Genomic DNA, 21410 nt, shown 5'->3' on the forward strand with positions numbered 1-21410 from the left:
ATTTTTTACGAGTTATGTTTTTGGAACAGTGTAATACTGTTGTTTTGAAATAATTGGAGTATTAACGGAATCAGTAAATGCTACTAAGGTTCCGGTTTCATACCTAAGGTTAGCAATGGCTACGGCAAATTGTAGCTGTGCCTGTTGGTATTCCAGTTGGGCAAAAGTGAGCCGTTCCTGAAATAGGATTAAATTTAGGAGGGTGGTTAATCCGTTTTTAAATTTAATCTGTTCGTTTGTAAATACTTCCTGTGAATAGGTAAGAGTTTCTTTAGCTTTCTTTAAGATAGAAGCGGAATTCTCTACGTTAGTCACAGCAATATTCACATTTAAACTAATATTTCGCTCCAGGTTATCGGTAGCAATTTCCTGGTTATCTAAAGCTGTTTTCTGCTGAAGGTAAGTACCTCTGGCGGTTTGATTTAGAATAGGAAGTGAAAGGTTTAACCGAACCCCTACGGTATAATTACTACCATCTTTATTCGTAATCGCTGAAAATGCCCGATCGATTCCATTGCCAAAATTTGTACCTCCGTATGAAACAAAACCGGTAAGGTTTAGTTCCGGATTGCGATTGTTTGCGGCTAAGCGTACTTGTTTCATCAAAGCTTCTTTTTCTTTTTGAAAAGCTTGTAAATCATTACGGTTGATAAGTGCCTGTTCTAGTAATTTATCTTTTAGTAAAGCACCGTCTACTCCTGATGTGCTAATTTCCGGGAAGGTATTTAAAGGAATACTTAAGGCTTCACTTTCGGTTTCATTGAGTCCTACGGCTCGTCCCAGGTTAATTTTAGAATTTTGAAAGTTTTGAAACGCAGTATTCGTTAAACGTTGTTGATTAGCAAGGTCGGCTTGAATTTGTACCAGGTCTCCGGCTGGTTTTTTATCTGCTTTAACTAATTCTTTAGTAATCCGAAGTACGTTAGCCACCCGATCTTCATTCTCTTTATAAATTAACCAGTTTTGAAAGGCTGCGGTGTATTGCCAGTAGGCTACGGCAATTTGCAGTAATTGAAAGGCACTCTCATTTTGATAATTATTTTGTACGCTTTCCGAACGAAGGATAGCCGCTTTTTCCAGTGCCGTAGCTACTTTAATCCCACTTCCTCGTAATAAAGGCTGAGTAAGCGCTAAGGTAGAAGAGAAAGTATGGTTGGATAAGAAGGGTCGTACGTTTTGATTGAACTGGTTTAAAGGAAAATTATTAGCTACATCGGCATAATCTACGTTTAAGGTAGAAAAAAGTCCGTTTCTGAATGTTTTTTGTAAACCTAATGTAAAATCAATGGTTTCAGTTTCAATTAGGTTATTATCTATTAGTTCATTTCTTGGATCCTGGTCAAATAGGTTAGACCGGTTATCCTGATACGAAATGCCTGAAAGAAAAACCGGGTTAAAAACACCTTGTTGAATTTGAATACCTCCTTCGGCACTTAGTATTTGATTTTTGTTTTGAAGGAGGATTGGATTGATGCCTAAAGCTTTGTTCGAAAGTTCTACCAGGTCACAGGGAATCTCATTTTGTGCTACGAGAGTTTGTAGGCTTGTAATTAGTAGACTAATTAGGGTTACTAAATAAAGAAAATTTTGTTTTTTACAATGCTTTTTAACTAAAGTCAAACCTGAGTATATCAAAGGATTTAACTCATTCATTAGAACCTGTCCTGAGTTTACTGAAGGGCTTGACTCTTCGACTAAGCTCAGAGTACATGTAGAGTTCTTAAAAGAGTTGATATTATATGTGTTTTGATGGCGGTACATGCTGTTACTTTAGATTTCGGAGAATTTATGTAGGATTTGGCTAAACCTGGCTCCGGCTTGAGAGATGCCTTCCATCACATTAGTATCAATCCGGTCTTCTTCTTCGGGAGATCCGAAACCTAACTGACTGGTAGTTTTTCGTAACCGGTCAGATAAAAATAAAGCTAAAGAATAGTAAAAGTTGGCCTTAAAAGTCGGATCTTTTTCCAGGCGTTCGGTTACTAGTTTTTTTGAAATACTATAAATTTCACAATCTTCAGAAGCAATTACATTAACAGCAGGAGGACGGGCTTCTAAAAAGGACATTTCACCTACAATTTCACCCGGACCGATGGTAGCAATGACTTTATCCTGATCCCGGATGGTTAATTCACCGGAAAGGATGATATACAAATCTTCAGGAGCTTCGCCTTTATGAATTAAAAAATCTTGTTCGGAAATTTGAAGTTTTTGTCCGTTTCGGATCATCCATTCGATATCCAAGTCGGTCAGATGCCCTAATAAAAAAAGAACCTTTTTCATATGTTTGTAATTATTATTTCTCAATAGTCATATAGAACCTTTAGTAACTAAATAATTGTAGGTGACGTAAAATGAATTATCTAATTAAGTGGTTTCATATACATTGGAATTAGAAACTGCTATTGTTTGTGATAGTGCTAAAGTAGAGCACTAAGGAACTATAAAACTGACATAGTTACGGAGAGAACTGCCGGGTTCCCCCGGAGGGGGAGGTTATCTGTTATTGAGTTATCAAGTTGACTAGCCACTAGCCACTAGCCAGAAGCTAGAAGTGGGAAGTACTGAGTTACTTGTAATTGGGTTATTAAGTTGTTTCTGTAGTTTAAGCCACTAGCCACTGGGCAAAAGCTAAAAGCTTTTTTAGATTTTTGTTACTTGTTATTAAGCTATTTGCTCTAAGAATGGTTGTATCGTTACTAAGAGAACAGTTGAAGTTGCCAGCTTTTTTGAAAAGTAGGTAAACTAAGGTCGATTTTCTGAATTAGCAATAACCAATTATTGCAACTGCTTTGTGTTGATTTGCTAAGTTTTGGAGTTCTTTTTGAGCTACCTTGACCTTTATGTTTTAATTTCTTAAAATATAGAAATTAATTCTGAGATTGTTAGATTTGATCATAGTTTAAACGATTTTTAGATAGCGAGACCCCAAAGGTTTTTAAAACCTTTGGGGTCTTTCCGGTTACATAATTTTACTTTTGTTTTTATTTGAAATTAAATTGTCCTATCCCTAACTCCGCCTTGACCGGATGAGCAAGCTCTTGTAAGTAGTTGAAGGTAATAGAAGGAGGGAGCTAATTAAGCCATTATTTTTATTTGCAAGAAGTGCTTTAGTCGTGGCATCTTTTTGTTGGGCAGCATCCCCTCCTGCATCTTCTTCGAAGGGGATGATAATTCTAGTTGCAATTACCTCCTAATTGTCAAAAGTTCTTTTGGGGTGGTTTTGTATTGTTGGTTAAAAATTTTAGAGAAATAATGAGTGTCTGAAAAGCCCACGGCATATGCAATTTCCGAAAGGGTATCGTACGTATAATTATCTAATAATTCTTTGGCTTTATGTAATTTTAAAATACGGATATATTTATTTGGGGTTAGGTGTAAGAGATGTTTGATTTTACGGTGTAACTGACGTTCGCTGATAGCGAGTTGATAAGAAATCTCCGTTAAGTTTAATTGGTTGCTATTACTTTTTTGAAACACCTCTTGTTCAAACTGGTACAACCATTGCCGATCCGATTTGGAGATACGATTCGTATCCAGGTGGTTTCTACAGAGAAGTTGTACATGCTCATTGTTTTCGTAGATTTTGAAAAGAATGGGGGTAGTGGTATCTGAAATCCGTATTGCTTTGGATTCGATGTTGGTAAGTACCTTTTCAATTAGGATTTTAATCTCTTTGCTATTAGAAAAAATAATTTCTGCGGATTGTCGCCTATGGATTTCTGTTGTTGAAAGGGAACTAGTCTCAGAACTAGCTTCCATAATGGATTGTAACGGGAGTTGAATACTTCCCAGGATTTGTTGTAATACATCCGGGGCATTCCAGTCAATTTTTAGTTTTTCTAAGGTGTTTGTGCTTGGTGTGTTCATAGTATGCTGTTCGTTTTTTCCTATTCCCCGACCCATGCCTTCCTCTTATACCTCATCGGAGGCTGGAAGGAAAGGGGGGTGAATAAATCTGATTGATGAATGATTAAAATGCTGATTTGGCATTTATGTTGATTTCCTGTTCCCTTGTAATTTCTACTTTCCTAGGATGTCGTTATTTCGACAAGGTAAGAAGCAGAGTAAATAGGTTTTATTTTGTGTTTGCATCCCCCCGAACAGCAAAGCCCGGAAGAATGCTACACAAAAAACTCAACCTCTAATTTGTCCTATCCCCCGGCCCCTTTCCGGAAGTAAGGGGAGTAAATTTTCGTACCTTGTTGGAAGCAAGAGGCCGGGGGAAGATTGTTAATATGCTGATTAGGCATTTTGTTGTTTTTTGATTGTTGTTGATTAGACAATTTGATGAATGACCTCATTTTTAATTTATACTATTAATCTGCCCTAATTGAATGAGTAGATGAATGCCTTCTATAAAATATTATAATAACAAAGAATCCAGGCAACCGTTACAAAGTTGGGATAGATAGCTTATACAATTATAAATACATTCTGATAAAAAATAAAGCATGTGTTTTTGTTTGTAAGTGTTGTTAGTGATCTGTGACAAATATGTAATAGAAACTAGGGTTTTGCAACCAAAGCTTGTCCGGATTCGTGAATTTGGACACCCGAATTCGCGAATTTGGACTACAACTTTTATGTTTAATTATATTGATAATTAGCGATTTATATAAGTAAACTAAGTTGGTAACCCTACTTACAGCTATTTGCAGTAAAAAATTAATCAAAAACCTTTTTATTGGACTAAAATTTATTTTACGGCCACTGCTTTTTGTAAATTTTGTACAAGTATTTAAATAAAGCATACTATTTTTTTTAAGTGTTATTAAAAAGCGAGTTCTCTATATAAACTAGATCTATTTTAGGTATCTGTTAAAACTAACTGGAACTTAGAGAATTCTACGCCTGTATGTTGCGGTTTTACAGTATAATGTTTTAATTTGCAACCACGTAAATACTTTCCCCAATCAATTATGATTATTTACGGATAATTGATAGTTTAAACTATTTGCCATAAGTGTTATTAAAGAACTATACATGCCGTTACTATTTTTAAAATTTGAATTTGTTTACAATTTGCTTCTGGACAAATATTGGTTGGAAATTGGGGGTTTGCAAGGGGTAGTAATGATGATTCTGGAATTTCGATAAAGTAATTCGAGAATTGTCTTATTAATATATGAAATTTAAATATTTGATTTTTAATAAGTTAATAAGGGTTTTTTTAATTGAAGTCGCTGTCAGCTATTTTGTAATTTTTTTCTTGTCATGTGAACAAGTAATTGGTCAGAATACTAAAATTCCAACTACTATACCTGACACATTAAAAAATTTAACCGATGAAGAACTATTACATCGAAATGAAAATTATTATTCAGATACAATATTATCAATTATTTACTTAAGGAGCTATTTGAAGAGAGCGATAGAGTCGTTTGATTCTATAAAAGTTGCAAGAGCTTATTTTAGACTAAATTTTTATGAAAATGATGATAAAATCAAATTATCCTATATTGATAGTTCTATATCTATTAGCAAAGATTTAAAGAATAAAGAGTATCCTCTATTAGCATATTCTAGCAAAGCTGGATTTTATTTTAATCGCTGGGATTATGAAAAAGCTTTGAAATATTATTTAATTACTTTAAAATATTCTAAAAAATACAAAGCAGATAATTTTACATTCCTTACTAAGTATAATATTGCCCTTATTAAAAGTAGAATAGGTAAACCTTTAGAAGCTTTAAATACATTTAAAGAATCTTTAAAATTTGAACATAAAAAAGGAATAAAGGATACTTTAGATTATATTTCTATACTTAGAGATATTTCTGAAATTTATCTAAATTTATCAAAACTTGATTCTGCAAATAGATATATTAGAAATGCTAAAAATTTATTAGTGTTAAAGAAAAATTCGACTTTTTACGCTAGAATACAATTATTAGAAGCAATAAGTTTATACTATTCAAGAGAATACGACAAATCCATAAATTTAATTAATGAAATTTTAGAGCGTATATCTTTATATGAAGATAAAACCGATTTGGTTAAAGCTTATACCTATTTAGGTAATAATAGTAATAAAATAGCTGATGAAAAAACAGCTTTTAAAAACTATGTTAAGGTTGACTCAATATTTATGACTTCAGGTGTAGCGATTCCCGAAATGAGAGATAGTTATATTTATCTTATAAATCATTACAAATCAAATAGAAATTTAGATAAACAGCTTGAAAAAGTAGAGAAATTATTACTTTTTGATAGTATAATAGCTAATAGAAAACTCAAAATTTCAAATCAATTATATGAAGATTTTGACACCCCTCAGTTTTTAGAGCAAAAAAATCGAATCATTGATAAAATAGAAAGAAGAAATTTTTTCTATAAAATAATCTTACCATTTCTTATTATAATATTATTAATATTATATTATTTATTTTATTCTAATTTTAGAAAGAAAAAGATTTATTATCAAAGATTTACCGAGCTTCTTAAAGAAAAAAATAAAGAAAATGCTAACCCTGCTTTAAAAATCAAAGAAAAAATAGATAGTAAACTTCATATTAGTCCAAAAAAGGTTAGAGAGATTTCCGAAAAACTAAAATGCTTTGAAGAAAATAAGCAGTACCTAAAAAGCAATATTACTACAAATTCATTAGCAAAGGATTTTAAAACAAATACTAAATATCTATCTAAAATTATTTTGCGGGAATATGATAAAAAATTTGTGGATTATATTAATGATTTAAGAGTTGATTATGCTGTAGAGAAGCTTAAAACAAATAAACTTTTCAATAATTATTCAATAAAATCAATCGCCAATGATGTTGGATTTAACAGTGCTGAATCATTTTCAAAAGCATTCTATAAAAGAAATAAAATTTATCCATCTTATTTTATAAAACAAAATAAAAAGATACTGAATATTGATTAAAATGTAACACGTAATTCTGGAATTTCGACTTTAAAGTCACTGAAAATAATAGTAATACTTAAAATATGAACTAAATTTGCGAATATTAATATTAAATCAAAACTTCATAACATGAAAAACAAAAGCAAATTACAAATAAGGAAAATTACAGTTACTAAATTAAACGCAAAGGAAAAAAGTTTTATTAACGGAGGTGATGAAGGTGAAAGAAGTAATAATATATTTTGCCAGACTGAAGGCAATTTAAGAAACTTAGAATAAATTTTAAGAATTTTTAGATGTTAAAAATTGTACTGTCTTTTTTCGTTATAATTTTATTAGGTTGTCAAAAAAGTATGAATATTAATAAACCGCCATCATTTAAAGGGGAAACGAAAAGATATACCTATTTTGGGACGACTTATCAGGATTCTTTTAGTAATATGGAAGATTTAAAAGATTCTACGATAACTAATTGGTTTCATAGTCAAAATGTATACGCAAACAATATTCTAAACAAAATTTCGAACAAAGAAAAGTTGTATAAAACTTTGCAACAATATGACCAAACCGATGGTTATGCTTTAAAAAATAGAGTAATTTCCGAAAAAGGACAGTATTTTTTTCTTAAGGAATTTAAGGAGGATAATAGGCAAGAGCTGTTTTATAGACCTCTTATTAAAGATACTATAGCTATTAAATTGTTTGAACCTAGTAAGATTGATAGTTTTAAAGAGTTTACCATCACTAAGATTAAACCAAGCTGGGATGGAGAACTTTTAGCATTAGGATTATCTCAACCAGGAGAAGAAATAGCAATGATAATTTTTATAGAAGTTAGTTCAAAAAAGGTGTTGCCGTATAAAATTACAAACACAGACGTGAATTTAGGATCAGGTATTAACTGGCTACCAGATAATTCAGGAATTACGTATTTATACCTTCCAATCACAGACATTCAGAATGAACAATTTTATTTAAACACGGAAACTGTATTGTATCAACTAGGAGAGAATCCTAATCATAGGAATGTTATTTTCTCAAAAAAGAAAAACCCTGAATTGAACATCATGCCGGAAGACTTTCCTTTAGTTTCTGTACACGCTACTAATTCTGACTATATTTTTGGTAGTATTTCGGGTGTAAATAGTTATAAAGACACTTATATGACTACTATTTCTGATCTTAAAGCGGGCCGTTATAAGTGGAAAAAGATTTTTTCCCATGATGATAAAATAGATCAATTTTATGTGTATGGTAAAGACTCCATAGTGTATTCCACTGCAAAAAATGCATCCAAATTTAAAATTTGTAAATCATCTTTGAATTCAGTTGATGCGACCCAGAATGATTGTATTATTGATGAAAATCCCAATGAAGTATTGATAGATTTTGCATTACAGGACACTACCATACTTATCTCTACTATTAAAAATGGGATAGAATCTTATGTATATAGTAAAAGTATGAAAGATCAAAGCCCTAAAGTTAACATGGATTTACCGGTCAAAGCAGGTTCATGTTATATTTATAATAAAAATAACGAGATTTATATTTCTTTAAATTCCTGGACACTACCAAGGCAACTTTATCAATACGATATACTAAAAAAAGAATTCGATTATATTGATATTCCACAAATACCTTTTCCGGATGCGTTTAAACATATCTCAGTGGAGGAAATAGAGGTTCCATCTCATGATGGTACTATGGTACCTCTTACTATTCTATCAAAAAAGGATAAAAAGAGGGATGGAAAAAATAGTACGTTAGTCCTCGCTTATGGTTCTTATGGGACATCTTTACGACCTGTCTATCAACCAGCTTTTCTAACCTGGGTTCTGGAAGGTGGAATTTTTGCAATTGCCCACGTAAGAGGTGGTGGAGAAAAAGGGGAAGATTGGCATAAAGCGGGCTTTAAAAATACCAAGCCTAATACTTGGAAAGACGCAAATGCTGCAACGGAATATCTTATTACTAACAAATATACCTCTAAGGACAAAACTGCTTTATTGGCTACCAGTGCGGGGGGTATCATGCTGGCTAGGGCGATAACAGAGCGACCTGATTTATACAGGGTAGCTTTAGGAATAGTACCTTCTATTAACCTTACCCGATCGGAGTTTCAAGTAAATGGGAAGAATAATATTAAAGAGTTTGGTACGGTCAAGGATTCAGTTGAATTTAAGGCGTTGTACGAAATGGATGGTTTTCATCATTTAAAAGAGGATGAAGAATATCCGGCAGTATTTTTTACCGCTGGTTATAAAGATCAACGAGTGGTAGTTTGGGATCCAGCTAAATTTATGGCAAAATTGCAATTTTATGATAATAACTATCAAGAGCGACCTAAAATATTTAAAGTAGATTTTGAAAGCGGGCACGGTGTTAATAACTCCAATACAACGTTTTATAAAAGTGTAGCAGAGATGTATGCTTTTGCATTTTGGCAAACTGGACATCCAGATTATGAGTTAGGTACTTCTGACTAAATTATAGAAAATTAATACGTTTGAGTTTATCTACATATACCTTAAGCTCTTTAAGTACTTTAAAAAACATAAAGTCGGGTAATTTAAGTTTAAAAGCAATGAATACTATTAATAAAGCTTATTTAACACTAATAATTTTTGGTTTATTTATTTTGAGTAACGTTCATAGTCAAAACAAACATTCGAATACTTTACATAAAGATTGTAATATACCTTGGTATTTTAAAGATTTTAAAAATGATTCGATAGTAGGGATAAGTTGGCAAAAACTAATTAGTGAAAAAAGTGTACTAGAAAAAATTGATACCATAATTGTTGCGGTCATAGATACAAAATTTGATATTTTTCACCAGGATATTAAAAATCAGGTTTGGACAAACAAAAAAGAGACTAAGGGAAATCATACTGATGATGATGGAAATGGATATGTTGATGATATTAATGGCTGGAACTTTTTAGGAGGTAAATTATCTAATAAACATATATCTGATTCTAATTTTGAATCCGTACGAATTCTAAGAAAATACAATGATTTTTTTAATAAAAAATATGCGGATACGATATCTGTTTCAGAGCGTTGGAAATATGAGCAATTTAAATTAGCTACAAATCAGAGAGCACAAGAAATAGCTAATTTGAAGGAGGATTTAGAATATGGTAATGTTTTAAACGATCGTTACTGGATAGCTAAAGATACAGTAGCGAAAATTTTTGGAAATTCCTCATATACTTTGAAAGAGCTAGATAGTTTATATCAAAAAACAGAAAAAGAAAATGATTCCGTACTAAAACCCTTAGTTTATTTTATGCGGGATTTTGTAAAATATGATCTTAATGAACAATGGATATTAGAACAAAAATCGTTACCTCTCCAGCTTGAAAAAACTTCTTATAGTCAGGAGTATGACGAAAGATACTTAATAGGAGATACTTTAAATGAATTAGGTTTTAAGGACTATGGTAATCATGAGGTGTATAACGATAGTATTACATTCCAACATGCAATCTCAATTGCAGGAATAATTGCAGGTCAATTGAATTGTAAAGAAGAGATTTCTGGTTTTTCTGAAAAATTTAAATTAATGCCTATTGTAGTTGCTCCAACTAACGGTGACGAACATGATAAAGATATTGCTTTAGGAATTAGATATGCTGTAGATAATGGAGCAAAAGTAATTAATATGAGTTTTGGAAAACCTCTTTCTTTATATAAAACTTGGGTTGATGATGCTCTTAAGTACGCTGAAGAAAAGGACGTTTTAATTATCGCATCTTCTGGGAATGAGGGAAAAAAAATAGGTGATAATTTCGAACATTATCCTGATGACCATAACAACTCTTCTGAACATGAAATTGTGTCAAATTTTGTAAAAGTGGGTTCGACTTCAAAAAAAATAAACAATAAGCTACTTTCAAGTTTTAGTAATTATAGTAAAAAACATGTGGATCTTTTTGCTACGGGTAGTGATATTGCATTATTAGCACATCAGAATTCTTACAAGAGAAGTAGTGGTACTTCCTTCTCTACCGCAATAGTATCAGGGGTTGCTGCAGTAATAAGATCTATATATCCTAATTTAACCGCATCTCAAGTAAAAAAAGTATTTTAATGCAATCAGTAACCAAATATGATGTAGAAGTGGAAATTGAAGAAGAAGGTGTAGAGAAAAATGTTCCTTTTACAGAATTATCTAAATCCGGGGGGATTGTTAATGCTTATAATGCTTTAATACTAGCGGATAAAATAGCAAATAAAAAGTTATAGTATCGCCCAAATAAAAAAGTTTTTTCTGTAAAACCAGCCAAAAACTTCATAAATAATTCGAAATATTTGTAACAAAATTGAACCATTTTACGACTAATAGTAAATTCCTAAATCATAATTTAGATCGTATGCTTTATCACATAAAATTCTTATTATACCTAATAGTCATATTTACTACAAAAAGTTATTCTCAAAAAATAAAATTTATTGAACGAGAATGGACAATGTTTGAACAAAAACTAAAATTAGAGTCTGATCAGACCGTAGACTTTAAATTGATAGCGAACATAAAAACCAAGGGCTTACAAGATAATAGCGCTGCTTTTATTTGGACAACTATCAAGAATAAAAAAGGAGAGGAAGAAGGAAAGTATAAGCAAGTTATGGATTCTTTAACTAAAAGTGATACCTGGTCTACCTATGTGCTGGAAGGGTCATTTGATCAGAAAGCCGAAGAATTACAATTTGGCGGATATGTTTTAGGAAATGGAGATTTTTATTTTGACGATTTTAAGTTAATATTTAGAGAAGCAAATAGTAAGGACTATAACGAAGTATCTGTTTCAAATCATTCTTTTCAAAAACCAGTTGTCAATGACAGTATCCCTGAATGGTCGCAATTCGGATGGAAAAATGATAGCGTTCTCAAAGTGAAAGGCTTTAGTTTTCATACACCTACTTCAGAAAATTCGAAAAAATCGTTCTTGCATATAAAGGGTCGTGGAGTAGAAAAAAGAAAATCAGGACAAATTAAAGCTAAGGAAGGATTCTCGCCACAAATAGGCGTGTTAATTGCCATGTTAAATAATTTAAGTAACCGGGTAGAACGTGTAGTAAAAGACTTGGACCTTAGAGAAACGGATCATTTACACGATGAAAAAGCTAATCGAATAGGTGCGTTAATTATGCACCTGGCCGCAGCAGAAAAAATTTATCAAAATATGACTTTTGAAAATAGAAGGTTTACAAAAGATGAAGAAATTTGGCAAATTGCTTTGGAACTTGATGAAAAGGCAAGGCACGAGTTTCAAGGAAAGCCCATAAAATATTACTTAGATATTTATAAAGAGACGCGAGAAAAAACTATAGAAGAATTAAAAAAGAGAGACGATACATGGCTAGAAGCTTCCTGGCCTGGTTCAACCATGAATAACCATTTTGCTTGGTTTCATGTAATGGAGCATCAATCTAGTCATTTAGGTCAAATATTATTTTTAAAAAAGCGAATTCCGGAAGAAAAAGTTCCTGAACCTAAACTTGAAGAAGAGATAGATTAGATTTATTCTTCCCAGCGGATAAAGCTATTATTCTATATTGACCAAAATAAATAATATACCTCCTGTTTTTTATGATCACTCGAATTTTATTTTCTCTTTTCTTTTTTAGTTGTTTAATTGTAATTAGCCAAAAACAATCTTATATCGATCAGGATGACTATTTAAAATATGAAAACAAACAAGAGGAGCAAATCCTTCAATGGTTAGAGTTACAAAAAGAAAAATCAAAAACTTATTTAAGTGCTATCAATCAACGTGATACATTAATCCGGAAATTATATAATTTCTCTAATAAATTAGGAGGGAAGGCTTCTTACCTTCGAAATGATGCAAGAAACAACTATTATTTTGTAAAGAATGATACTCTCTTTCAACTAAAATCCGGTAGCCGCAAAGAAATATTTACAATTAATTCGTATAATAACCTACAGGACAAAAATTATATTATAAGTTATTTAAAGCCTTCTTATTCTGGTAATACTGTTTTAGTATGTCTATCTTTAAAAGGAAGTGAAACTTCAAAAGTAATCCTTATAAATACCGAAGATAAAACCATTTCTGAAACTAATATCAACTCTGCTGAACCAGCTTTGGGAGGATTGTTTTGGGCACCTGATGATTCCGGCTTTTTTTATACTTCTACAGATTTATCTCTAGTTGGCACTAAGCTAAATAATACCAATACTACGAATCGATTTTATCATATTAAAAATCGGAAAGACTTCGAATTCTTTTCCCGGTTCAATAAGCAAGGTATAGCAATTAAACCTGAAGAATTTCCGATTGTATATATCAATTACCCTTCCGATCAATTTTTAGTTGCAACTATATATGATACCTCACCGGGTTTTATAAGTTACTCCACTCCTGTAAGTGCTTTGAGCCAACCTATAGATAGCATCGTATGGAAACCATTATTTACCAGGGAAGAAAAAGTAAAGGAATATTATCAAATAAATGATAGTATTATTTATTTGACCTCTAAAAATGCGCCAAATTTTAAAATTTGTCAAACTAGTATTACTCAGCCTGATTTTAAGAACCCAAGTTATGTTGTAAAGGAGACAAGCGACGAAATTATTAGAGGTTTTACAATTACTAGTAAAGGAATTTTTTATGCCACATTAAAAAATGGCACTGTAGGAAATTTATATTGGATTGATAAAAATAATCATACTAGAAAGATAGCATTGCCATTTAGTACAGGATATATTGAAGTATCTGCTTTAAGTAAGGATCAACCGGATATTTCCATAACGCTCCAAGGCTGGCTAAACCCTAAACGTAAATTTACATTTGACTATCAAGCAGAAAGACTTATTGAAGATCAAGCGTTAAAGACCATATACCCAAAAATCGAAGATGATCAATTAAATAACTTAATTGTTGAAGAAGTAGAAGTGCCATCCAGAGATGGGGTATTAATTCCGTTATCACTTATCTACTCTAAAGACATGGTAAAAGATGGTTCTAATTCGGTATTGATAAGAGCCTATGGGGCTTATGGAGTCCCTATGTCACCCATCTTTAGTCATAGTCTTTTACTACCGGCATTTGAAGGAGGTATATATGCGATTGCTCATGTAAGAGGAGGAGGTGAAAAAGGGGATCGTTGGTATAAGGCAGGATATAAAGCAACCAAAAAAAATACCTGGCAGGATTTGATAGATTGCACGCAATTTTTAATTGATCAAAATTATACTGCAAAAAAGAAAGTGGCCATGTGGAGTGGTAGTGCTGGGGGTATTACAATAGGAAACGCACTGGTAAAAAGACCGGAGCTTTATGGTGCAGCGATTATAGATAATGGTGTATTAAATCCTTTACGTTTTAATCATGCACTTAATGGGATAGACTCCATGCCGGAATTTGGTTCGCCTAATGACCTGGAAGAACTACCTTACCTTGAGCAAATGGATGCTTTTACTAACATTAAAGAAAAATTAGATTATCCCGCAACTTTATTAAGGCTGGGTATGAAAGATCAACGGGTGGATCCTTTCCAAACCATGAAGTTCGGAGCCAAACTTAAAGATTACCATATGGGTAGTAAACCGATCCTTATTTATCCGGATTTTGAGTCCGGGCATCTATTACGTTTAGATAGTAAAGAAAAACAATTTAGAAAGACAGCAGAAGCAATCGCTTTTGCTCTATTACATACCGGACATCCAAAATATCAATTGGAAGTACAGAAATAACATAATAAAAGCTACAGATGAAATTTTGGACTTATGTATTATTTACTCTTTAAGCAATGGTTATAATAGTTTTATGCAAACAAAAGCCGCTGGAAACGAATCCAAAAATATAGATAAGCATTTGCATTATCCTAATGATTGGGCGAATGGAAAGGAGATAGTTGACAATTTTATACTGGTGGGAGCAACTTCAAAAATTCCGGACGAACATTTTGTAGCTTCTTTTTCTAATTACGGAAAAGAGCAAGTTGATCTTTTTGCCCCCGGAAAAGAAGTATATACTGCCCATTGGAAAAATACTTATAACATTACACAAGGCACTTCTTTTGCATCTCCAATAGTTGCCTATGTTGCAGCCTTAATTAGATCCCATTATCCAAAATTAACCGCTCCTGAAGTAAAACAAATCTTACTAAACTCCGGAACACCTTATGATTTGAATATCGAAATCAAACAGGAAGATGGAACTAAAAGCAAAGTTCCTTTCTCTAAGCTTTCTAAAAGTGGGAAAGTGGTAAATGCTTATCAGGCTTTGTTAATGGCGAAGATATTAAGTAAAAAATGGATAAGAATTATACGTTTAACTTTTAAAATTTTAAATTTATACAACTTTCTTCATTTGAGAATTACCTATTCACTTACATAGTTATGATCTAAAAATATTTAGAAGTGTAAAATAATTAAGTGTAAATATGTAATTAATAGTATACTTGTAGAATCATTACTGTCGGACTTATGAGTACAGATTATAAAAGTGAATCCTTTAGAAAATTACTTGATAAATTACAACAAGAAAGTTGGCAGTTGGAATTATTAGTATCCGGATTTGTAATCTTTGGTTTGTTTGCTGCGGTTGATAAATTACAAGAACCTATTAATCGAACTTCAATAGAGGGTCAAGTACTAATAAGTATATTTATGATAACTCTGTTAGTATCCTGTTACTCTATAATTTTAAACCTTATTCTTCACTTAATTTTACGTGGTTTATGGATTGGAGCCTTGGGTTTACGCTATGTGTCTGGAGATATTGATTTTGAAGTTTTAAATTATAATAAAAAATTTACAAAATATCTTAAAAAAAGAATAGTTTCTTTCGATAAATATTTGGCTACGTTAGAAAATACGTGTAGCGTTTTATTTGCCATATCCTTTCTATTAGTTTTTTACTTAATATCATTTTTTATTATCTCTTTGCTTTTTGCGGCTATAACTTTTTTTGTATTTAAGAATGATAGTTTCTCTGAGCTAACACAGCAATTTTTGGGATATTCCTTACTAATTTTACTCGCAATAGGTGTCTTATTTACATTCTTAGATTCTCTTACTGTTGGCTACTTCAAACGAAATCGGTACATAGCCAAAATTTACTACCCAATCTATTACATTTTTAGTTTTATAACACTTTCTTTTTTGTACCGATCTATCGTACATAATTTTATAGATAACAAGTTTGGAAAAAAGATTTTTAAACTTTTAATTCCTGTATATATAATAATTTTATTCATAACTAACATTGAGTATCAAGTTTCTAATTACATAGGAACTAATTCTTTCAAGAGGATTAACATGGATATAGTTATGTCTAGGAATAGCTACGAAAACAATCTTGAAGATAATAAAGATCTAGTAAAAGTTACTTCCATTCCATCAAAAATTATTAATAGTAATTATCTAAATTTATTTCACACTTATAATGGTAAAACTGAAGATCATATTTTCGCATATGATAGTACAATGCTTCCTAAAAAAGATGAACGTGGCTATTTTTTAGGTTTGTTCCGTCTTGGCGAAGATACGGATTCTATAATTAAAGTAAAGAAAGAAAAAGCTCGACAATATTTGTGTACGTTTAATCAATCTCATCAAATTTTAATTGACACTATATCCTTTCCTAGTGATTTTCTAATAAGTTATAATAAAAAAGAGCAACTTGGCTTTGAGACGGTATTAAATTTAAAAAACCTTTCGGAAGGAAAACATATATTATATCTTAAACGTTTAGAACGAAATAATCAAGATAGTTTGATTACCAAAGAAGTGAGTACAATCCCTTTTTGGTATTATAAATAGTAAGATTTGCTCTATTGTAGGGTAAACTTCCAAGTGTGTTTTCTTCGTATATAGGCTATAGTAGTAGTTCTTCTAGTTTGAGCATACTGTGCTCTAGTATTAGCTGTAATGTGTCAGTCAGCCATTCTTTGAAATTAATTCCTTGCATTTTATAGCTTTCAAAAAAAGTAATGTAGTATTACAGCGTTTTGTGCTACCTTGTACGATCCGCAGAAAATATAATTCTTTCTTTCGATTAATATAGGTTGGATTGCATTTTTGATCAGGTTTTTATATCGTTCGATGCGTACATTATCAAAGATGACTTTCAGTTTTGGATGTTAATTGATGAAATAAATTTACGCACTACCAATGTGTAGCCTTCCTTTTTTTATGGCATGAGATGCTGCAAATTTTTTTTGATTCTGACCTGAAATCTCAAAATTCCTTACTAACTTAACATCTGTTATTTTGTGTCATAACTTATATTTATTTGCGACAACAAAACTAAGTCGCATAATATACTTTGGACAATGTAGTTGCTTGGTGAGATACCACCAGAACGTCAATAACAACCTTATCAGTGGTCATGCTTTAGAAAGGGGTTTAGTTCAGTGCATCCATAAAGTTCTCAGTAAACTTTGAATTTAAAATAAAACAGATTCTCTTTAAGTAATTACTTCTTTGCATTGTATCCCACCTCAAACTTAATTATCGTAGGCTGTTCTTCTATCAAATGTCAGACTTTATAAACTTTATTATTTCAGACACATAATCTTGTTGGTTTTCAATGTTCATCGAGTGACCTGATTTTTTAATTACCTTTAATTCAGAATTTGGATAAAGTTCCTTATATTCGTGAGCAAATTCCCAATCTAAGTAATCACATTCGGGTTTTAATATAAGAACTGGTTTGTCATATTTTTTCATATCGTTTCTTATACTTTCAGGAACATTTTCGTAGGATTGATTTGTGAACATTGAGCAATACATTCCTGGCCTTCCTACAGGTTTTGAAACTATGGTAGAATCACAGACCATAGCTTTTACAAATTCTTTAGAAATCTTGTGTAAAATCCCATCAACTTTATTATCACTTATAAAACTAGTATTTCTACTAACCTTCGCTAAACTTAACCAAATTATTTCTCTAAAACTAAAATCATTTATTTTTGTATTGATTTTATTAATTCTCTCATCAATATCTGTTAGTTTATAAATATAATCTGGGGTGTTAAATTTATCATAATTTGTAGAATAGACAGGATGGATTTGACCTGGAGCTGTTAAAACTAATTTAGTTATTAAATTAGGATTATTAGATACAAAATATGATGCTAAAAAACCTCCCCAAGATTGTCCTACTAATATTACATTAGGCACATTCAATTTTTCTAATATTTCTTTTAAATCTTTTGAATGACGATCAACGGTATATTCATCAGGATTTTTAAGCCTTTTAGATAATCCGCACCCTATTTGGTCATATAAATAAACGTTGTATCCTTGTTTAGATATTTCCCTATATGTTTCAATAGTTGAATTGTCTATATAACCACCCGGACCGCCATGAAGATAGATAATTGTCGATTTAATTGATTCGACTTCTGATTTTAGTTGTGTGTACGCAATTTTAGATCCAGTACTTAATTCCCAATATTGAGTAGATTTTCTTGGGGTGTCATCAAAATCTGATTCAAAGTTTGGAATTAATATCCATATAATTATCCCTATAATTAGGATTAATGGTATATATATCAAAGGTTTTCGTATAATTTTCATATTATTTTAAATTTCTTCAAAATAATTGACATAATTTCCATTTTAAATACAATATCTCTTTGAAGTAATCAAAATTACTAAAATTCAAACTAAATATTAATATAAAGCTTAATTCCTGTCAAATTATACCCTCTAATTTTAAAATGACTGCAACCAGCAATAAGTTCCAAATCTTCTTCAGTTAGTTCCATATCGAGGTTTATATCTAAATCTTGAGGATTGGCAATAATGTTAAGATACAATGTAGAAGTGTCAGTTTGATTATTTACCTGGATTTCAGCTCCTTCAAACTTAAATTCTCTTACAGTTATCTTATAAGTGTGGCAACTGGATCATTTATTAAACTTTGCTTAAACGACTAGTCTTAACATGTTTTGGCATATATTTTTTGCAAGGTTACTCTCTACATTTGTTTTTAATTCGATCAAATTCATTTTTTTAATTAAAAAACTAACAATTAGTTTGTTTATAATTTTTATTTTTCCTCAATAAATATGGAATGTTATGCTAGTACAAATTTTATAACTTCTTCCATTCTAAAATTTGCCATGGTTTTATCTATTTCATTTTTTAGTCTATCCATCATGTTATAATCTGTTAATGTATTTTTTTCAAATTTGTTCATCAATTTTTTGAAAATATTCCAGTAATTGGGATTATCATCTGGATGAGGTATGTGACCAGAAACACCAAGTTTCTGTAACCTTTGTGCAATGTCTTCACGATCGTAACATTGAGTTCCAATTGTAAGAAATGCTGTTTTTGTTATCAATGGGTAATGGTATATTCCAGAGCCACATTGATGGATAACTAAATCTGATATTTTACAAATGTAATTCAAAGGCAACAATTTATTATAAAAAACATTATGTTTATACTGTTCGCTTATTTTACAATCATTGGTAGTTATTATAGCATAATTACGTTCTGCGAAGTATTCAATATATTTTTCAACAGGTGTTTTGTCGACAGTACCCGTTGTGACAAAGACAATAGGTTTGCCTTTATTTAATTCAAAAAATATCCCTAACCTAATTAATAGATTCTTCGAAGGTTTATTTTTTATAAATAGAGGACCAGAATAGAAATATGATGGTCTATTTTCTATGTTGTCTGGAAGGCACTCAAGAGAGGGTATTCCAGGAATAATCTTCGCTTTGGCACTTTTATATACGCTAAAATTATTTTGATCATCAAACTTACTATTTTGCAATAACCTGGAAGCAGTTTTTGATGACTCGGCAAATGAAGGTTGTACAGAGTCTGCCTTTTCCATAGAATGAAGATGGTTAGGATTTCTATAACTTTTATCAATTGACCTAAAAAATCCTGTCCTTTGAATAGAAATTCTAGGTACATTATTCTTTTCTGCTATAAGAGGGGAAGTAAGTGAACAGTCTTCTATGATTAAGGTAGGTTTTATTTTTTCGTATGCCTCTTTTTCTTTTTTCATCACATACTCTATGGCTTGTTTTCTATTTTTTAGATGCTTAGTTTTATCTCCAAAATAGTCTATGGGTACACAACTCACACCTTTCCTTTTTAAAAAATTTTGTAGGTCATTATGAGCCAAGAAATAGCTGTTCATACTCGTGTTATATTTATTATTTAGGGCAAGTAATGGAAGCATATGCGACAAACCTCCAGTAAAATATGGTATATTTAAAATAGTCATTTGGATAAAATAAGTTAAACGGTTAGGGAGCTTTTACGCATTTTTTTCCAACGGTATAGTTGATCAATTCCGATCTTAGTTCTTTACTAAAAACATATATTTATTTTAAAATTGTTATATTATATATAATCAAATCATTCCAGAAGCGTAGTTAATTTCCATTTTATAAGCAATGTGTATAAAGCAAGATTATTTGCCTTATACACATTGTTTATGTATTTACTACCACTCAAGGTGTATATCAATTTCTATCGCACCCCATAAATAACTTCCTTCTATATCAATTACAACGCCACCTGCAATAACTTCCAAATCTTCTTCAGTTAATTCCATATCGAAATCTGCAACTAACTCTTTTGGATCCGCAGGAATGTTAAGATATAAGGTTGAAGTATCTGTTTGATCATTTACCTGAATTTTTACTCCCTCAGGATTAAATTCACCCTTTGTAATCCTATTAAGCGTAGCAATAGGATCATTAATTAAACTTTGCTTAAATTCTTCATTTTCCCATGCTTTTGCATAAATTTTTTGTAAGTTACTGTCTGCTTTCTTTTGCAATTCTACTAAATTCATTGTTTCTCAGTTTTAAATATTAATAATTAATTTGTTTATAAATGTTATTTTAAAATGCAACTAAAAGGTAATGTTGACTTTAAATTATCAAATGAGTCATTTATACAACCAACTCTGTACCTTCAGGTAAATTGAACTTTTCTCCGGTTAATTTTTCTATTGCTTCAATAGGATTGTAATTCAACTCTGTTTTTAGAGGCTTCACTTTTCCATGCCTTAGTAACGATCTGCCGAAAACACTATCAACTTTACCTTTAAAATTTTAACACAATACTAATTAGGTTTTATTGAATAATCCAATTCAGTATCGGATGGTCTCTATATCGAAAATCTCTTCCACCTGCAATGATCTCTAATTCTTTTTCATTCAATTCAATATCGTCCAAATCTCTTTTGGTTGGAATATTAATGTAAATAAAATGTTTATTTGTTTGATCTTGTACCACTAAGGTTTTACCTTCCGGGATGTTTAATTTTTTTCCGGTGAGTTTTTCAATTGCTGCAACTGGATTAGCAATCAATTCCTGTTTAAAACTTTCATCTTCCCAGGATTTTTTGATAATAGTGTTTAGGATTTCTTGTCCTTTTTGTTGTTGTTCTGTAGATGTCATTTGTTTTTAGTTTATAAAGTTTGCATTCCATTCTATTTTCCGTAATCTATGAGTGAGCTAGAGAAGTTTTGATAAATTACTTTTCAACTTCGCTCGAAATGACTGGTAAAAGAA

At 31.2% G+C, this 21410-nt stretch carries 16 protein-coding genes; 9 read left to right on the forward strand and 7 right to left on the reverse strand.

Features of this window, described 5'->3' with window-relative positions; all coding sequences use genetic code 11:
• Positions 1-12: 12 nt before the first annotated feature.
• The 3 genes from NBT05_RS06790 to NBT05_RS06800 form a co-directional block, all read right to left on the reverse strand.
• Positions 13-1653: a TolC family protein gene (locus NBT05_RS06790; RefSeq protein WP_265772739.1), complete on the reverse strand. Its 1641-nt coding sequence runs from the start codon at positions 1651-1653 to the stop codon at positions 13-15.
• 117 nt (positions 1654-1770) lie between these two features.
• On the reverse strand, positions 1771-2283 hold the full coding sequence (locus NBT05_RS06795) for a cyclic nucleotide-binding domain-containing protein (RefSeq protein WP_265772740.1): 513 nt from the start codon (positions 2281-2283) through the stop codon (positions 1771-1773).
• 903 nt (positions 2284-3186) lie between these two features.
• Complete coding sequence (locus tag NBT05_RS06800; protein ID WP_265772741.1) at positions 3187-3870, reverse strand: helix-turn-helix transcriptional regulator; 684 nt, start codon at positions 3868-3870, stop codon at positions 3187-3189.
• A gap of 1258 nt (positions 3871-5128) precedes the next feature.
• Here NBT05_RS06800 and NBT05_RS06805 point away from each other — a divergent pair.
• The 9 genes from NBT05_RS06805 (at position 5129) to NBT05_RS06845 (ending at position 16673) form a co-directional block, all read left to right on the forward strand.
• Positions 5129-6886 carry an AraC family transcriptional regulator gene (locus NBT05_RS06805; RefSeq protein WP_265772742.1) on the forward strand — a complete coding sequence of 586 codons (1758 nt, stop codon included), beginning with the start codon at positions 5129-5131 and terminating at the stop codon, positions 6884-6886.
• Between the two features lie 111 nt (positions 6887-6997).
• The gene (locus NBT05_RS06810) at positions 6998-7147 is read left to right on the forward strand and encodes a class I lanthipeptide (protein WP_265772743.1); all 150 of its coding nucleotides are present in this window, start codon (positions 6998-7000) and stop codon (positions 7145-7147) included.
• Between the two features lie 74 nt (positions 7148-7221).
• The gene (locus NBT05_RS06815; protein ID WP_265772744.1) at positions 7222-9357 is read left to right on the forward strand and encodes a prolyl oligopeptidase family serine peptidase; all 2136 of its coding nucleotides are present in this window, start codon (positions 7222-7224) and stop codon (positions 9355-9357) included.
• A gap of 98 nt (positions 9358-9455) precedes the next feature.
• A complete protein-coding gene (locus NBT05_RS06820; RefSeq protein WP_265772745.1) occupies positions 9456-10967 on the forward strand; it encodes a S8 family serine peptidase in 1512 nt (503 codons plus the stop codon).
• A complete protein-coding gene (locus NBT05_RS06825; RefSeq protein WP_265772746.1) occupies positions 10967-11122 on the forward strand; it encodes a hypothetical protein in 156 nt (51 codons plus the stop codon). The genes NBT05_RS06820 and NBT05_RS06825 overlap by 1 nt, the downstream gene beginning before the upstream one ends.
• A 224-nt stretch (positions 11123-11346) precedes the next feature.
• Positions 11347-12399, forward strand: a complete 1053-nt coding sequence (locus NBT05_RS06830) for a DinB family protein (protein ID WP_265772747.1) — start codon at positions 11347-11349, stop codon at positions 12397-12399.
• Between the two features lie 71 nt (positions 12400-12470).
• Positions 12471-14600 (forward strand): prolyl oligopeptidase family serine peptidase, encoded by a 2130-nt coding sequence (locus tag NBT05_RS06835; RefSeq protein ID WP_265772748.1) that lies wholly within the window; start codon positions 12471-12473, stop codon positions 14598-14600.
• 73 nt (positions 14601-14673) lie between these two features.
• Complete coding sequence (locus NBT05_RS06840) at positions 14674-15246, forward strand: S8 family serine peptidase (RefSeq protein WP_265772749.1); 573 nt, start codon at positions 14674-14676, stop codon at positions 15244-15246.
• Positions 15247-15335: 89 nt separating this feature from the next.
• Positions 15336-16673: a hypothetical protein gene (locus NBT05_RS06845; protein WP_265772750.1), complete on the forward strand. Its 1338-nt coding sequence runs from the start codon at positions 15336-15338 to the stop codon at positions 16671-16673.
• Positions 16674-17384: 711 nt separating this feature from the next.
• On the opposite strand, the gene NBT05_RS06850 is transcribed toward NBT05_RS06845, so the two are convergent.
• The 4 genes from NBT05_RS06850 to NBT05_RS06865 form a co-directional block, all read right to left on the reverse strand.
• Positions 17385-18434: an alpha/beta hydrolase gene (locus tag NBT05_RS06850; RefSeq protein ID WP_265772751.1), complete on the reverse strand. Its 1050-nt coding sequence runs from the start codon at positions 18432-18434 to the stop codon at positions 17385-17387.
• Between the two features lie 502 nt (positions 18435-18936).
• Complete coding sequence (locus NBT05_RS06855) at positions 18937-20109, reverse strand: hypothetical protein (protein WP_265772752.1); 1173 nt, start codon at positions 20107-20109, stop codon at positions 18937-18939.
• Positions 20110-20331: 222 nt separating this feature from the next.
• On the reverse strand, positions 20332-20685 hold the full coding sequence (locus NBT05_RS06860) for an NHLP leader peptide family RiPP precursor (protein ID WP_265772753.1): 354 nt from the start codon (positions 20683-20685) through the stop codon (positions 20332-20334).
• Between the two features lie 284 nt (positions 20686-20969).
• Positions 20970-21296, reverse strand: a complete 327-nt coding sequence (locus tag NBT05_RS06865) for an NHLP leader peptide family RiPP precursor (protein WP_265772754.1) — start codon at positions 21294-21296, stop codon at positions 20970-20972.
• Between the last annotated feature and the right edge of the window lie 114 nt (positions 21297-21410).

This window comes from Aquimarina sp. ERC-38 (assembly GCF_026222555.1).
Lineage (GTDB): Bacteria > Bacteroidota > Bacteroidia > Flavobacteriales > Flavobacteriaceae > Aquimarina.

Bases quoted from the DNA above. Each gene is read 5' to 3' on its own strand.
- NBT05_RS06790 (WP_265772739.1), bottom strand. From the start codon at position 1,653: ATGAATGAGTTAAATCCTTTGATATACTCAGGTTTGACTTTAGTTAAA.
- NBT05_RS06840 (WP_265772749.1), top strand. From the start codon at position 14,674: ATGCAAACAAAAGCCGCTGGAAACGAATCCAAAAATATAGATAAGCAT.
- NBT05_RS06820 (WP_265772745.1), top strand. From the start codon at position 9,456: ATGAATACTATTAATAAAGCTTATTTAACACTAATAATTTTTGGTTTA.
- NBT05_RS06830 (WP_265772747.1), top strand. From the start codon at position 11,347: ATGTTTGAACAAAAACTAAAATTAGAGTCTGATCAGACCGTAGACTTT.
- NBT05_RS06860 (WP_265772753.1), bottom strand. From the start codon at position 20,685: ATGAATTTAGTAGAATTGCAAAAGAAAGCAGACAGTAACTTACAAAAA.
- NBT05_RS06795 (WP_265772740.1), bottom strand. From the start codon at position 2,283: ATGAAAAAGGTTCTTTTTTTATTAGGGCATCTGACCGACTTGGATATC.
- NBT05_RS06845 (WP_265772750.1), top strand. From the start codon at position 15,336: ATGAGTACAGATTATAAAAGTGAATCCTTTAGAAAATTACTTGATAAA.
- NBT05_RS06865 (WP_265772754.1), bottom strand. From the start codon at position 21,296: ATGACATCTACAGAACAACAACAAAAAGGACAAGAAATCCTAAACACT.
- NBT05_RS06815 (WP_265772744.1), top strand. From the start codon at position 7,222: ATGAATATTAATAAACCGCCATCATTTAAAGGGGAAACGAAAAGATAT.
- NBT05_RS06800 (WP_265772741.1), bottom strand. From the start codon at position 3,870: ATGAACACACCAAGCACAAACACCTTAGAAAAACTAAAAATTGACTGG.
- NBT05_RS06835 (WP_265772748.1), top strand. From the start codon at position 12,471: ATGATCACTCGAATTTTATTTTCTCTTTTCTTTTTTAGTTGTTTAATT.
- NBT05_RS06810 (WP_265772743.1), top strand. From the start codon at position 6,998: ATGAAAAACAAAAGCAAATTACAAATAAGGAAAATTACAGTTACTAAA.
- NBT05_RS06805 (WP_265772742.1), top strand. From the start codon at position 5,129: ATGAAATTTAAATATTTGATTTTTAATAAGTTAATAAGGGTTTTTTTA.
- NBT05_RS06825 (WP_265772746.1), top strand. From the start codon at position 10,967: ATGCAATCAGTAACCAAATATGATGTAGAAGTGGAAATTGAAGAAGAA.
- NBT05_RS06855 (WP_265772752.1), bottom strand. From the start codon at position 20,109: ATGACTATTTTAAATATACCATATTTTACTGGAGGTTTGTCGCATATG.
- NBT05_RS06850 (WP_265772751.1), bottom strand. From the start codon at position 18,434: ATGAAAATTATACGAAAACCTTTGATATATATACCATTAATCCTAATT.